Origin of the sequence: Bradyrhizobium icense, assembly GCF_001693385.1 — a bacterium.
In the GTDB taxonomy this organism is placed as follows: domain Bacteria; phylum Pseudomonadota; class Alphaproteobacteria; order Rhizobiales; family Xanthobacteraceae; genus Bradyrhizobium; species Bradyrhizobium icense.
The window spans coordinates 5306962-5320574 of sequence record NZ_CP016428.1; the positions used below are offsets into that span (position 1 = coordinate 5306962).

A 13613-nucleotide genomic window follows, 5' to 3' on the forward strand; every position below is an offset into this window, starting at 1 on the left:
TCGGCAGATCGAATTAATCAACGCTCCGTGATCGTGTGCAATGCCGTGCTGTCTTTCTCGCGCTTACGCTGCCACATTGCGGCCCCCGGAAGCCACTAGTTTTACTGGAAGGGTAGGCTTTCGGATAAATACCTTAGCAAGTGTAAGCAGCAAAGTGTGGGCGGAACAGTGTGCCCGGGCGGCGATCGTGTGATCCTCCGCCTCCAGCCAAGCTGGTTGACGCACGTGGTGATCAGGACATGATTCCCGATCTCCTCTGCTGCGCAAAAAGCTCATACACGTGACTCTGGCGATTGCTGATAGGGATGCATCGTCTGTATCGTCCCAGATGTCCAAGAGTGCTTAGATGGTTTGGGAATTCCAACCACCGGATGCTTTTCGTTTTTTCGATGGAATCCGGGTCGGATTGATCTTATTTTAAGCGCCTCCCGTTGAATTTTTTTGAGTCGCGGTTGACGCCGAATTGGACTCCAAGGTCGAGCCCAGTAAGCAATTGAGCGCCAGGCGGAAACAGTCCTTGTTTAATCTGACGCGCCAAGGCGTCGCGGAGCGGGCGGGCCGAGTGGTGAGCATTGTAGAAGCTATAACGCGACTGAAGATTGTTGCACCGAGTAATTTTCGGCAATGTCATTGTTAGTTCTCCACTAAATGGTTTTTCAAGCACACCAAGCTAGGTGAGGCTCAGAGCATAGTTGTTGCTTTGAGCAGCTCTTGCTTGTTCTGGTGGTCAGCCGCGATTGCATCCTTTCGTCTGCGGCTTTCGCCAACCATCCCGTTGTAGAATTCAACAGCTTCTGGATCAAAATCCCGGCACGGACGTGGCTCGGCGATAAAGTTCCGATACTTATCGGTTCCGCGAACTAGGGTCGCGCTATCCCTAAACCCGCTGGTCCGGCGGACGTGCGCAGCGACGTATCTAATGGTGATCCCTAGGCGGCGCGTATCGGAGCAATTCGGCTTTGAGCCATGAATGAGCATGGTGTGATGAAGAGATATCTGGCCAGGTCGAAGCTCCAAATCGACAGCCTGAGCTTCATCGACATTGACCTCGACATCCTGCCCTCGACTCAATAAATTGTCTTTATCGTGGGTGTCTCTATGCGGCAATTGGCCGTGGTGGTGGCTGCCGGGGATCACTCTCATGCATCCGTTCTCGCTATTGCTGGGCGTCAACGCCACCCATGCCGTCACAACGCTCGGGTCGGAAAGCCCCCAATACGTCCCATCCTGATGCCACGTCACAAAGCTCGGATCGTGAGGCTTCTTATCAAAATGGCCGGTTGCCCAAGCCATGATGTCTGGTCCAAGCAGGTCCTCGACCGCATCCAAAATACTCGAATTCCTCGTAAGGTCATTGAGCCACATCATCAGCAGATGCGGCTTTATCTTCGATCGTGCCCATAGATCTGGCTCTCGACTTTCGAGATCTTCCATGCGCGCAAGGAATTCAGCAGCCTCTTCCACTGAAAGAGCGTCAATTGGGCAAACGAACCCTTCTGAACGATATTGTTCAACCTGGGCCTGACTCAACATTCTAGGCATTTTTTTCTCCTTGATTGCCAGCATCGAAAGCTTTGACTTAAAAGAAACAGCGATTGGCAGGGTAATCGGACGTCCCGACCGCCAATGACACCACATCGTGCGATTGCTTGAACTCGGACGTCGCCGAAATATCTCGGCTGACCGAATAGTTCTTGGATAGTCATAGCGCAGGAGCGCGAACATTACGGCCTACACACACATACAAGGGTGCAGATCAGCTCACCCAACCACCCGAGATGTAGCAGGCGCCGTCCACATGCACGCGGCGAAGCATCTGCGCGTAGGCACCAAGGTGCGCGTCAAAGACGTCTTCGCGAATTGATGGACCATCGTTGGGTAATGGCGCGATCAACTCGGCGAGCACCCGTCCAGTCATACTCTGGGGCACAGCCACACCGAGCAGCTGGAGGATGGTCGGGGCCACGTCGCAGATGCCCGATGGCACCGTCGAGATGCAACCTGCCCCAGGAAAAGCTGATCCCGCGACGATGCCCAATGCTGCGAGTTCCTTCGGATGCAGTCCGCCGTGAACGCCGAGGCCGGCCCGGCGATCATTGTCATAGAAGGTGCCGCCCACGAGGGCGAAGGGGTCGATGGTGTCGTCGGCGCGGAAGGAAAAGGCGACGTCCGGCGCGCGGACATGATCCGCAAAGACTAGGCGGTTTGAGAGGCTCCCGGGGGCGATGCCGTTGACCTCGTCCTTCGCGCAGGTGAACACTGGCCCACACCATGGCTCGGACGTAATGGTCGCAACCAACCGGGTAATCTCCGCCTCATCCGGATCGGCAAGATAAAGAGCACCAACCTGGCCCGGCACCACTACCACCTCAATGTCGGCAGCAGGCGCGACGCCGGGGCTGAAGCCGGCCGCACGCAAGCTGTCGGCCACCGAGATGCGCGTATGGCCTGTGATGTGGCCGTGGTCCGAAATCGCGATGATCTGCACTCCGGCCTGTCGGCCCTCGACCTCCCACCAGTCGAGCACGCGACCAAACTGTCGGTCGCAGTGGGTAATAATGGACCGAGTTGCCTCAGATCCCGTACCGTGAAAGTGAGAAGTGACGTCCGGTTCGCCATAGGAAAGGATCGTGACATCGGGCCGGTACTTCGGCCAGACGACGTCGAGGAAGGCTGTGGTGATCCAGTCTTGCCCGATACGGTCTGGCTCCGTCTTGGGCGGGGCCGGTATCAACGGACTGATATGTTCTTCAATCTCGGCGAGGACATCGTCTGGCGTACAGGCCTCACGGAAGTGACCGGATAGGCGCACGTGGCCGAACTCTTCGGCCTTGTGGTGGAATAACCGCGTCGTGCCTGGCGTGTTGGTGGTGAGCACGGCGAGGCTGCACCCGTGAGCGGCCAATATCTCGCCCAGCGAGGGAACCGAATAGAGTCTGCCACCGCTCGCCAGGTCGAGATTGCGAAGGAGTACGGCGTCGGCTGTGTCGATGTAGCGCGGCGGTACTATGTTGCGGTCTACATATTTGTTGCCTACCATACCGTGACAGCTCGTTACAGCGCCCGTGACAAGGCTAGGAAATGCCGAACGCGTCTCACTTGGATACACTGTTCGGTGATTTTCGAGTGTCATGCCCGCGTTTGCCAAACGCGTCAGGTTCGGCGTTAGCTCTGAACTGACAAGATCTGGACGAAGTCCGTCGAAACTCACAACCAGAAAATGTCGCTTTTGTTGATGCATCGACCATCCCTGCTCTATTCTAGATACTTCGCCGATCAAGCGCGGTAAATTGACTCAGTCCTTCAGAATACTTTCGTCACGAAGACATGCTGTTCCCGCCCTAGATGCTCGATCGCGAAGACATGCTTTGCTTAAACACACTTCGATAAGCATCCCGCAGAACCTCTAAGCCCTGTGACAGTTGATGACGTGTTAGGACGGTGCCCAACCCTATTCTGAGCGCCTCTGGAGGAAGGCAATCCCCAACGACGAACGCATCGCCGGTACCAACGATGACATTTCTGTTTTGTGTCAGTCTCGCTATTTCAAGGCGCGCTCCCGGTTTCGGTATTCTGATCCAGAGATTCAGGGCGCCAGGACGGGTCGTAACAGGAATTCCGTCGAGGATCTCTCGTGCGAGTTCATGCCGGTAGCCCATCTCGAGACGAACAGCACCGATGATTGCCCTGGCGTCGCCCGAGAGAACGAGGTTAGCTGTAGCTTCCGCATTCAAAGGTGCGGGCATCCAGTATGTTGACTTGACACCAGGCCAGAATACACGGGCTGCGGCCAAGCGGTCGGGCGCTACGACATAAGCCACTTTCAACCCCGGCGACAATGACTTCGCCGTCCCTAGAATATACCAAGAGATTTCCGGAGCGAGTGTCGCAAACGGAGGTGGCGCGTCCAGGGGAAGACTGCTGTAGATATCGTCTTCAATGAACCGAACATTGTGCAATCGTGCGATGTCGACGATTGCTCTCCGTCGATCAAGCGTTGTTGTCGCAGTCGTTGGATTATGTAACGTCGGCAAAGTATAAAATGCACTCGGCCTCTCTCGCTGACAGACATCGGAAAAGCTGTCGGGAATTATCCCGTCGCCATCGATGCGCACAGGGCAAAGCCTCATGCCAAGTCTTGCGGCTATTGGTTTGATTGCTGGATAGGTCAGTTCCTCGACAGCTATGACGCCATCTCGACCGACAATGCAATCGAACAACCTGTCAATTGCGCTCTGCGTCCCATTCGTAACAACAACCCTCTTAACGTCTGGAGGCGAGCCAAGTCGCAGCGAAACAAACACCGAGCCCGCCCTGCGGTCTTTCTCGGTCCCCGTGAATCGATGGGAACCAACCAGGGAGCTAAGCTGCTCTTCCCTCATGACCTTTGAAAGGGCGCGCCTGTACCGCTCTTCGAAAGCATCGGCGACGATCGGCGGTAGATTGCCACTGAGGTTAAGCGAGCCATCGGGCAATGTTGGATCAGTCTGGCGAATGACTGCGTGCGTTCTTCTTGCGTCGTTCATGCCTCTCTCTTCCCACTGTTTCGGCGTGCAACTACTTGAGGCGCGTTAGCCGCTATCCTCTTGGCATGTGTCAGTAGTGTCGGCTTCTTTCTCGCTGACAGCATGAGCCAGTCCCTTCGTCTCGAATAACGCCTCGCGAGTTTCCGCTCGTTGAAACCCAACCGACCGATTGTTCGATGCAATTGCCGCGGATTCCCCGGAAGCATCTTGGGAATTTCTTTTAGTTCTTCACCAAATGCTGTTGAGCATCCTCTTATGAGCCCGTCATGGGCCAGCTTGTTGGAAGCCCGAGTTCGCGACGAACAATGTCGGTGCCTTTGACGAGACCCTGGATCTTCCCGAAAGCTACTTCGCGCGGTAAATGCCACATTCCGCAATCAGAACTCGGATGAAGCCTATCCGGCGGTATCACCTCCAATGCTTGCCTGATCCTCGAAGCGACATGTTCGGGCGTTTCAATATTCGTTGTCCCGAGGTCAAGCAGTCCCAAAACGACATGCTTGTCACCACAATGGCGCAACAGATTCGGTTGATGACGCGGCTGCTCATATTCGATGCTCATTGCGGTCAGGGCTCTGCAGCTTGCAAGCAATTCCAACAGTTCAGGATAGGTCGAGCTCGGCGCCTTGCTTTCTTTTGAATACGCGTAACCGTAGCAAACATGCACCGTTGTCGGCTTGGTCAGGCCTTCAATCATCTGTTCGATTGGAGCGATGCCAAGTCGCTTCGATCGGCTGAAACGAGAATGCATGACGGGATCATCAATGTGCAGGACGGCGGCACCGGCTTGCTCGAGAGCAAGTAACTCTTTGTTCAGAGCGGCCGCGACGGCCATCGCAAGCTCGAACTCGTCGTGGTAATATTCGTCAGCCAATCGGTCGATCACCGTAAATGGGCCGACGACCTGTGTTTTGAGCGGTCGGTTGGTGTAACGCTTCGCAAATTCGAGCTCTTTCACTGTCATCGGCCCAAGCCATTCGATAGGACCGACCACTCGAGGAAGACCATCATCATCCTCTCGCGACCACTCGCCTTTTTTCTTGAACTTGACTGTCCCGATTTCCGACGGAGGGACAACGATATTAGCCAGCCGAGCAGTGTCCAGCCCGCCGAGTTTGGAAATGAAGTGCCGGTCCCATGCTGAGCGCCAAGGCTCGCCATCGGTCAACAGATCCATGCCAGCCCTTTCTTGATCATAGATTGATAGCCGTGCAACGTCTCCTTGTGCGCTTTCCAAGACATCAGGCTCGATCCGCCAAGCACGACCGCCAAGACGATAGATTTCATTGTGCTTGATCAGCCATGCAGGCTTTGTGTAGCTTCCTACAAGCTGGGTTGTAAGTGGGTGGAGCATTTCCCGATCCTTTGCATTAACTACAGTATGGTCCTGTGCGCCATTCGGTTATGAGTTGTGGCGCACGGTATCTTTTGCCGCGCAACGTGGTGCACGTCTTGCGAGACACGATTAGTAGACGACGGGTAAACTGGGGTTTGAGGCTTACCTTAGAAGCGCCTGGACATCCTTCGTCATAGCTGGAAGGGCAATATCAGGCTTCGATTTTAGTGTAACCACGGCCCGCAGATGCTCACGAATCGTATCGCTGATCTTGACGGAGTTTGGTCCTGGGAAAGCGGCCCAAGTCGTGACAATCGGAAGCTGCTCCAAACTCGCCAAGTAAAGCGGATTCTTGCTGTAGAATTTTCCTAGTAGGTTCGGATCGCGTGCAGGAAGGTCGTTGCTCGGCATCATGCCTGTTTGTTCGACCACCAAGGTTTGTGCGACCGGTCCCGTAGCAAACTTAATGTACTCCCAGGCCGCCGCTTGCTTGTTAGGATCCTTGGTCGTCAGCATATAGATCCCACCGCCCACAGGAATCCTTGCATTGCTTGCTGAACGTGGCAGGGGAGCGGTTCCGATGGAGAATTTGTTCGCTGAGGATTTCAGGAGATTGCCAAGCTGCGAACTGGAACCCACGTACATACCGAGAATGCCTGCCGCAAACGATTGCCTCGCCTGTTCACGAGGCATGTCGATCATGCCGGATTGACCAATCTCATTCAAAGTCGTAAGGGCGCTCAACCCTTCCGCATTGTTGAAGCCAATCTTTCCTTCTGGGCTCACGAGTTGTCCACCTCGAAGGTTGAGCAGTGCTTGGAAAGTCCAGTTGCCATCAGCTTGGTAGTCGAAAAACATTCCAACTCTCTGCTCACCAAGCGCGCTGATCCTCTTGGCCACTTGCAACATGCCCTGCCAATCGGAAGGAAATTCGTGCGGGTTTTCGGTGACCGAACGGACGAGATCGGCATTGTAAAATATAATTGGGGTTGAGATGCGGAATGGCAGACCCCAGATCTTACCCTGGTATGTTCCTAGACTCGTAAGCGCCGGGCTATAGCCCATCGACGGCCACCCTTTTTCTTGTTTGATCAACGAGTCCAAAGGCTGCGCCAAACCACGATCTGCGATCTGGCCGAAAAGATTGAACGCATGTTCGGCAACGTCGGGTCCATTACCCGTGGCACTGTCAAGAATGGTTCGCTGCACCTGATCCCCCCACGCTTCTACTGGGGAAGATAGAACGACAGCAATGTCCGGGTGCAGCTGACTGAAGCGCCGCGCAATTTGCTCATGTATCGGCTTCATGTAGGAGTTGACGAAAGAGACGTGAATAGTGACTTGGTCGTCAGAGTAAGCCGGGGAGCCGGCGAATATCCAAGCCCCGACGTAGAGCATTGCATATAGACGGGTTTTGATTTTCATGGAACTTTCCGTTCTAAAGTGCGCCGACATCTGGTCGGCATTGTTAGTCTGACCTGTTCACTGTCGGCCTAGTCACCTATTTCACGGCTCCTCCGGTCATTCCCTCGACAAACCATTTCTGAGCGGCAAGGAAGGCGATGACGAGAGGCAGCACGACGAGTGTGGATGCGGCCATGAGGGGGCCGTAGTCGTTGCCGGCCTCCTCATTCTTGAAGACCATGATGCCGAGCGGCGGCGGCATCAGTGACTGGTCGCGCACCACGATCAATGGCCAGAAAAGATCGTTCCAGTGGCCGACCACCGAGAAGATCGAGAAGGCGATGACGGACGGCAGTGCCATCGGGACCATGATCCTCCAGACGATGGCGAGTTCAGAGAGGCCGTCGAGGCGGGCGGCGTGCACCACATCGTCGGGGATAGTCTTGAAGGACTGCCGAAACAAGAAGATGCCGAACGGCGAGACGACATAGGGGAAGATGAGCGCCGCATAGGTGTTGAGGATGCCGAGCTGGTAGCCGAGGATGAAGAGTGGCAACGAGAGCACCTGGTGCGGCAGCAGCAGGCCGATGAGCACCATGCCGAAGAGCAGATCGCGGCCGGGAAAGCGGAGCTTGGCGAGCGCGTAGGCGCAAGGCGCGCAGAAAAGGATCTGGAGCGCCAGGATCGTCGCGCAGACGACGAGGCCGTTGCCTAAGTAGCGCGTCAGCGGCGCTTCAGTCAGCGCCTTGGTGTAGTTCTCGATTCCGTAGAACTGGGCTGGCCAGAAGGAGAAGCTAGTCCGAAAGATCTCCCCAGGCGGTTTGATCGATAACGAGGCCATCCAGACAAAGGGCACGAGGATGAGTGCGCCGGTGGCGAGCAGAACCGCATGGCGGATGGTGGCGGATGGCTGCAACAGACGGATGCTGCGCGTGTTGGCACTCATTGATAGTGCACCTTTCTATCCAGGACGCCGGCCTGGACAAGCGTGAGTGTCACGACGATGGCAAGAAAGACGACGGCAACGGCGGCGCCATATCCGGTGCGCAGATACTCGAAGCTCTCCCGATAAAGCGTGTAGAGCAGCACTTCGGAGGCGTGGCCGGGGCCGCCTCGGGTAAGGACTTTCACGGTATCGAAACACTCGAACGCCCTCACCGCCAAGACGATAACGACGAACATCGAGACCGGCCCTAGCATAGGCAGCGTGACGCTGCGCAGCCGGTCAGGCCAAAGGTCCGCACCATCAACATCGGCAGCATCGTAGAGATCCTGCGGGATACTCTTCAGGCCGGCCAGGAACAGCACCATGGCATAGCCGAGGTTCTGCCAAATGCCGATGATGGCCAGCACCGGGAGGGCCGTATTCTCGTCGCGCAGCCAGTTGGCGGGCGGCAGGCCGATAGCGGCGAGCGCCTGGTTGATGAGGCCGATCGTGGGATGCAGCAGCGCCTCCCAAGCGATTGCCATGGCGGTGAGCGTCGCCATGAAAGGCAGAAAATGGATGGCGCGGTAAAAGGAGCGGCAGGACTTTCCGCTTTCGATCAGCACCGCGACGAGAAGACCGAGGACGACAGTGGCCGGCACGACGATCAGAACGTAGACGACGGTGTTGAGAAGCGACGTCCTGAAGCCCCCGTCAGCGAAGACCTCGCGGAAGTTGGCGAGGCCTACGAAGGAAAAGGAACGCGCCCCAAACTGCCAGTCGCTGAGCGCGATGACAAAGACCCCGAGCACCGGTAGGAAGAACAAGACGAGCAGAAAGAAGACTGCCGGCCCGGCCAGCATCCAGGCCGCCAGCGCTTCCGAGGCGCGCCTACGGGCCGGGGAGGCGGCGGGGGATGGCACCGTTCGAACGCCATTGGTTGCGGACGGCTCGTCGGAGGCGCCGGAAAGAGCCAGAGGCTCGCTCATCGGGCGATCTCCCGGATCGGTGTGACCAATGCCCGACCGGATGCCACTTCTCGGCGCAAGCGCCGCCCGTCACGGCCAAAAAGAAGCACGCGCTCCGGCCTGGCGCCGACATGCAAGGTCTGGCCGGGGAAGATATGAGGCGCCCGTTCGGCCAGCAGCCGTGCGATCAAGGGATGATCGCCGCCCGCCAGATCGAGATGGACGAAGAGGTCGGACCCCATATGCTCGATCATGCGCACGGAACCGGTTAGTGCGCCCTGCCCGCCGTGATCGGCGAGGTGAAAAGCCTCCGGGCGAATGCCGAGGGTGAGGTGCTCGCCGGCAAGTGCATCGGTATCGATCGCGAGCGTCGATCCGGCCACATCGATCAGGCCGCGTTCTCGCACCACGCCGTCGAGCATGTTGATCTTGGGCGAACCAATGAATTCGGCGACGCGCCGGTCGTCGGGGTCGGCATAGATGTCCTTCGGCGGAGCGACCTGCAACAACTCGCCGTCGAGCATCACCGCCACCCGGTCCGACAGCGTCATGGCCTCGGCCTGGTCATGGGTGACATAGACGAAAGTGACCCCGAGCCGCTGGTGCAGTTCCTTGATTTCGGCGCGCATCTGCACACGCAGCTTGGCGTCGAGGTTGGACAACGGTTCGTCCATCAGAAAAACAGCCGGATGGCGCACCATCGCCCGACCTACCGCCACACGCTGGCGTTGGCCGCCGGAAAGCTGCCCCGGTTTGCGGGCCAGCAGGTGGCCAATGCCGAGGGACTTGGCCGTACGGGTGACTTCCACATCGATCTCGGCAGCGATGCGCGCCGTTGCTGGCAGGAGGCGACCGAGAAGAGGAAGCCTCAGGAACGCCGAGAGCCGGCGCATCCGGAGCGGCAGCGCCATGTTGGAGGCGACCGTCATATGGGGATAGAGCGCGTAGGACTGGAACACCATCGCCACGTCCCGCTGCTTCGGCCTGAGGCCGTCCACCGCCCGCTCGCCGATCAAGACCGAACCTGCATCCTGCACCTCGAGCCCTGCTAGGATCCGCAGCAGCGTCGACTTCCCACACCCCGATGGCCCCAACAGCGTCAGGAACTCACCATCCGCTATCGACAGCGAAACACCGCGCAAGACAGACGTCGGCCCGTAATTCTTTCGAATGCTGTCAATCAGTATGGATACCATCGCCGCCACTTTCACATCGTCATGAAAATTGCGGAGCACGGCAATGAGATCGCCTATCTCATTTTCGACTGGTCCGCTGATGTGTAAGGTTCAAGACCCGTATTGCTACGCCCGGATGACATTCATTGAATAATTCGATGCTAACTTCGCAACATGCGATGATGAAGGGTAAGATTGTCGGAAGACAAAGACCCGCCACTCAATGCAATGCGCGCTTTCGTGGAGATCGCCCGCGAACAGAGCGTTGCCACGCGCTGCGATGAGCATCGACCCAGAGGTCCGTCAACCGCATCTCGCTGTCCTGGAAAGCTATCTTAGCTCGAAGCCGATCGAGTGGCGCGGCCGAAACAGCGAACTGGCGGACTTGCGTCAGTTCTTGGCCGACTCTCGACACGAGACTGTTCACCGCCCAGGACGTGCGAGAACACTACGAGCCGGGCGAACCGCCAGTCCCGTGAGCACCTCACTCACAACTTTTCCTGGATGTTGCTCGTTCAAATCTTCATACATTCCAAGCCAGGATGGGAGCCGCCGTAATTGACGTGCTCATCTTACTATCCAGGCCCTCGACCACGGACAGCTTCGACACGCTGGTACGCGCGAGCTTGTGCTATCGGATCCGTCGTCTCTTGCGAACATCGCCGGGGCGTTCTTCGCCGCGCTGCCGCACACGCAAACGAGATGCAATACCTCGCCTTTTGCACTCGATCCCGCTGCAATCTCTATCTTGCCCGCCCCTTCTGCCGGTCGATTATGCACGTCTGCAAGAAGACCAGTTCCCAGCGATGCAACATAGATATCGCCACTTTCGATGATTTCATTCAAAAACGCGATGGCCTGAATAGTTAAGCCGTCAGAGAGCGCGTAGAAGGCCTCCAAAATGCTCCTCCTAAGCTCACAGGTATTCTATCTTGTCTCTCGTTGCAGAACGGCTCAACGTCGTCCGCCCCTCTGAGACCAAGGCGATGACGGCTCGCGCCGCCGAGTTGCGCGATCGGGGTGTTGATGTGATCACGCTCAGTCAGGGCGAGCCGGACTTCGACACGCCATCTGCTGTCTGCGAAGCCGGCATCCGGGCTATTTGCGACGGGCGGACAAAATACACTGCGGTCGCCGGGATCAAGCCGCTTCGCGAGGCGATCCGCGACAGCATCGGCCGCGAACACGGGCTCGATTACAGCATCGACCAGATCACGGTGGGCTGCGGCGCCAAGCAGGTCGTCTTCAACGCGCTCTTCGCCACCCTCGATCCGGGCGATGAGGTGGTGATCCCGACGCCGTGCTGGGTCTCCTATCCCGATATGGTGGCACTTGCCGGCGGCAAACCGACTCTCGTCGCCTGCGATGAATTCCATGGCCTTAAGCTGCGCCCTGAGGCGTTGGACGCGGCAATCACGCCGCGCACCAAGTGGCTGATGCTGAACTCACCCTGCAATCCGACCGGTGCGGTCTATAGCCGAGGCGAGGTGCTCGCGCTCGCCGCGGTCCTGCGCCGCCATGCCCATGTCCATGTGCTGTCTGATGACATCTATGAAAAGCTCACCTATGCCGGTGACTTCGCTATCATGGCCGCGGTCGCGCCGGACCTCTACCAGCGCACGCTCACAGTCAACGGCATGTCCAAGGCCGACGCAATGACCGGCTGGCGCGTCGGTTATGGCGCGGGGCCTCTGGCACTGATCAAGGCCATGAACCTCATCCAAGGTCAAACTTCCTCGCACACCAGCTCGATTTCACAATATGCCGCCATCGAAGCGCTGTCTGGCGGCCGGGACCACATCGAGGAATTTGCGAGCGCCTTTCTGCAGCGCCGCGACATTGTCGTTGCGAAGCTGAACCAAGCCGTGGGGCTTTCTTGCCGCGTGCCGGACGGTGCCTTCTACGTTTTCCCCTCCTGCGCGGGTGTTATCGGCAAGCGCACGCCGGCGGGCAAGGTGATCGAAACCGACACCGATTTCGCCATGTATCTGCTCGAGGATTTCGCCGTGGCCGTCGTGCCCGGCAGCGGCTTCATGGCCTCGCCCTATATCCGCATTTCCTATGCCTCCTCGCTCGAGGACCTCACCCGCGCCTGCGATCGCATCATCGCCGCCTGCGCGGCCTTGTCCTGAAAGATCTCGATGTCCCCTGCCAAACGCCTCCGCGCCCGCATGGCGGAGACCAGCCTTATCCACATCATGGCCGCCCATAGCCCGCTTTCGGCGATCCTCGCAGAAGAAGCCGGATTCGACGGCCTGTGGGCCTCCGGCTTCGAGCTGTCGGCGCTTTACGGCCTGCCGGACATGAGCCTGATCTCGATGACACAGCATCTCGACATGCTGCGGGCGATCGCCGGACGCACGAGGTTGCCGATCGTCGCCGACATCGATACAGGTTATGGCAATGCGATCAATGTCATCCATGCCATCAGCGAATACGAGCGGGCCGGCGCCAGCGCCGTTGTGATCGAGGATAAGATCTTTCCGAAAGTGACGAGCCTTGTGGCCGGGGGACGCCAGGAACTGCTGCGCATTGAGGAGTTTCAGGGTAAGATCAAGGCGGCCGTTGCGACAAGACAGGACCCGGATTTTCTGGTCATCGCCCGCACGGAAGCCCTCATCGCAGACCTCGGCGAAGTGGAGGCCCTGCATCGCGCGCAAGCCTATGTGGAGGCAGGCGCCGACATGATCCTGATCCATTCCAGAAAGAAAGATCCCTCGGAAATCGAAAGCTTTTCGCGCGCCTGGACCGGATTTGCGCCGCTGGTGATCGTGCCGAACTCATACCCTGACCTCAACGCCGAGCGCGTCAAGACGCTCGGCAATATCCGCATGATGATCTACGGCAACTACGGCATCCGCGCTGCTGCAACTGCCATGCAGGAGACCTTCCGCCGGATCATCGCTGACGGCGGCGTCCAAAACGTTCACAAGGACATTCTGCCGGTGGAGGAGATCTTCAGAATCCAGAAGATGAGCGAGATTAAAGCGGCTGAGGCTCGCTTCCTTTGCTGAGGGCTCATTCTGGCCGTGCAGTGACTATTGAGATTTCAACACGATAGATAGCGCCTGTAGCTCCTGAGCGGAGCCCCTGGCGCGCCGTCGATCAGAAATTACCGGCTTCTACTCCGGAAAGTCGCGGTGTGTTGATTGCGATAAGACGATCGAGCGATCGCGGTGTCCACTCCTACGGCGCCCTATTCGCGAGGGAAATCAGCTCAACTATCAAGGCCATCGACCGATCTTATCGGCTTGGGCCGGGACTCACTTTTTGAGCGCG

At 57.7% G+C, this 13613-nt stretch carries 11 protein-coding genes; 2 read left to right on the forward strand and 9 right to left on the reverse strand.

Translation table 11 applies throughout. The features are described 5' to 3' along the window. Positions 1-681: 681 nt before the first annotated feature. The 9 genes from LMTR13_RS25060 to LMTR13_RS41105 all read right to left on the reverse strand — a co-directional run bounded on the left by LMTR13_RS25060 (position 682) and on the right by LMTR13_RS41105 (position 11234). Positions 682-1566 (reverse strand): phytanoyl-CoA dioxygenase family protein, encoded by an 885-nt coding sequence (locus tag LMTR13_RS25060; RefSeq protein ID WP_197520901.1) that lies wholly within the window; start codon positions 1564-1566, stop codon positions 682-684. 190 nt (positions 1567-1756) lie between these two features. Continuing rightward, positions 1757-3241: an alkaline phosphatase family protein gene (locus tag LMTR13_RS25065; RefSeq protein ID WP_065730140.1), complete on the reverse strand. Its 1485-nt coding sequence runs from the start codon at positions 3239-3241 to the stop codon at positions 1757-1759. A 100-nt stretch (positions 3242-3341) separates the two neighbouring features. Continuing rightward, a complete protein-coding gene (locus LMTR13_RS25070) occupies positions 3342-4526 on the reverse strand; it encodes an aminotransferase-like domain-containing protein (RefSeq protein WP_083219195.1) in 1185 nt (394 codons plus the stop codon). Between the two features lie 253 nt (positions 4527-4779). Continuing rightward, on the reverse strand, positions 4780-5880 hold the full coding sequence (locus tag LMTR13_RS25075) for a hypothetical protein (RefSeq protein ID WP_083219196.1): 1101 nt from the start codon (positions 5878-5880) through the stop codon (positions 4780-4782). 144 nt (positions 5881-6024) lie between these two features. Further along, a complete protein-coding gene (locus LMTR13_RS25080; RefSeq protein ID WP_065730142.1) occupies positions 6025-7287 on the reverse strand; it encodes an extracellular solute-binding protein in 1263 nt (420 codons plus the stop codon). Between the two features lie 76 nt (positions 7288-7363). Then, positions 7364-8212, reverse strand: coding sequence for a carbohydrate ABC transporter permease (locus LMTR13_RS25085; protein ID WP_065730143.1), 849 nt, complete (start codon positions 8210-8212; stop codon positions 7364-7366). Beyond that, entirely contained in the window at positions 8209-9054 is an 846-nt protein-coding gene (locus LMTR13_RS25090) for a carbohydrate ABC transporter permease (protein WP_236843105.1), read from the reverse strand. The genes LMTR13_RS25085 and LMTR13_RS25090 overlap by 4 nt, the downstream gene beginning before the upstream one ends. A 122-nt stretch (positions 9055-9176) precedes the next feature. Beyond that, a complete protein-coding gene (locus LMTR13_RS25095) occupies positions 9177-10355 on the reverse strand; it encodes an ABC transporter ATP-binding protein (protein WP_065732970.1) in 1179 nt (392 codons plus the stop codon). 546 nt (positions 10356-10901) lie between these two features. Next, a complete protein-coding gene (locus tag LMTR13_RS41105) occupies positions 10902-11234 on the reverse strand; it encodes a hypothetical protein (RefSeq protein ID WP_156795772.1) in 333 nt (110 codons plus the stop codon). Between the two features lie 32 nt (positions 11235-11266). Between LMTR13_RS41105 and LMTR13_RS25100 the strand changes: the two genes are divergently transcribed. Together LMTR13_RS25100 and LMTR13_RS25105 are read left to right on the forward strand one after the other, a co-directional pair. Further along, positions 11267-12466, forward strand: a complete 1200-nt coding sequence (locus tag LMTR13_RS25100) for a pyridoxal phosphate-dependent aminotransferase (RefSeq protein WP_065730144.1) — start codon at positions 11267-11269, stop codon at positions 12464-12466. Positions 12467-12475: 9 nt separating this feature from the next. Beyond that, positions 12476-13348: an isocitrate lyase/phosphoenolpyruvate mutase family protein gene (locus LMTR13_RS25105; protein WP_065730145.1), complete on the forward strand. Its 873-nt coding sequence runs from the start codon at positions 12476-12478 to the stop codon at positions 13346-13348. The last annotated feature ends 265 nt before the right edge of the window (positions 13349-13613 follow it).

Bases quoted from the DNA above. Each gene is read 5' to 3' on its own strand.
- LMTR13_RS25075 (WP_083219196.1), bottom strand. From the start codon at position 5,880: ATGCTCCACCCACTTACAACCCAGCTTGTAGGAAGCTACACAAAGCCT.
- LMTR13_RS25070 (WP_083219195.1), bottom strand. From the start codon at position 4,526: ATGAACGACGCAAGAAGAACGCACGCAGTCATTCGCCAGACTGATCCA.
- LMTR13_RS25095 (WP_065732970.1), bottom strand. From the start codon at position 10,355: ATGGTATCCATACTGATTGACAGCATTCGAAAGAATTACGGGCCGACG.
- LMTR13_RS25090 (WP_236843105.1), bottom strand. From the start codon at position 9,054: ATGCTGGCCGGGCCGGCAGTCTTCTTTCTGCTCGTCTTGTTCTTCCTA.
- LMTR13_RS25105 (WP_065730145.1), top strand. From the start codon at position 12,476: ATGTCCCCTGCCAAACGCCTCCGCGCCCGCATGGCGGAGACCAGCCTT.
- LMTR13_RS25080 (WP_065730142.1), bottom strand. From the start codon at position 7,287: ATGAAAATCAAAACCCGTCTATATGCAATGCTCTACGTCGGGGCTTGG.
- LMTR13_RS25060 (WP_197520901.1), bottom strand. From the start codon at position 1,566: ATGCTGGCAATCAAGGAGAAAAAAATGCCTAGAATGTTGAGTCAGGCC.
- LMTR13_RS25085 (WP_065730143.1), bottom strand. From the start codon at position 8,212: ATGAGTGCCAACACGCGCAGCATCCGTCTGTTGCAGCCATCCGCCACC.
- LMTR13_RS25065 (WP_065730140.1), bottom strand. From the start codon at position 3,241: ATGCATCAACAAAAGCGACATTTTCTGGTTGTGAGTTTCGACGGACTT.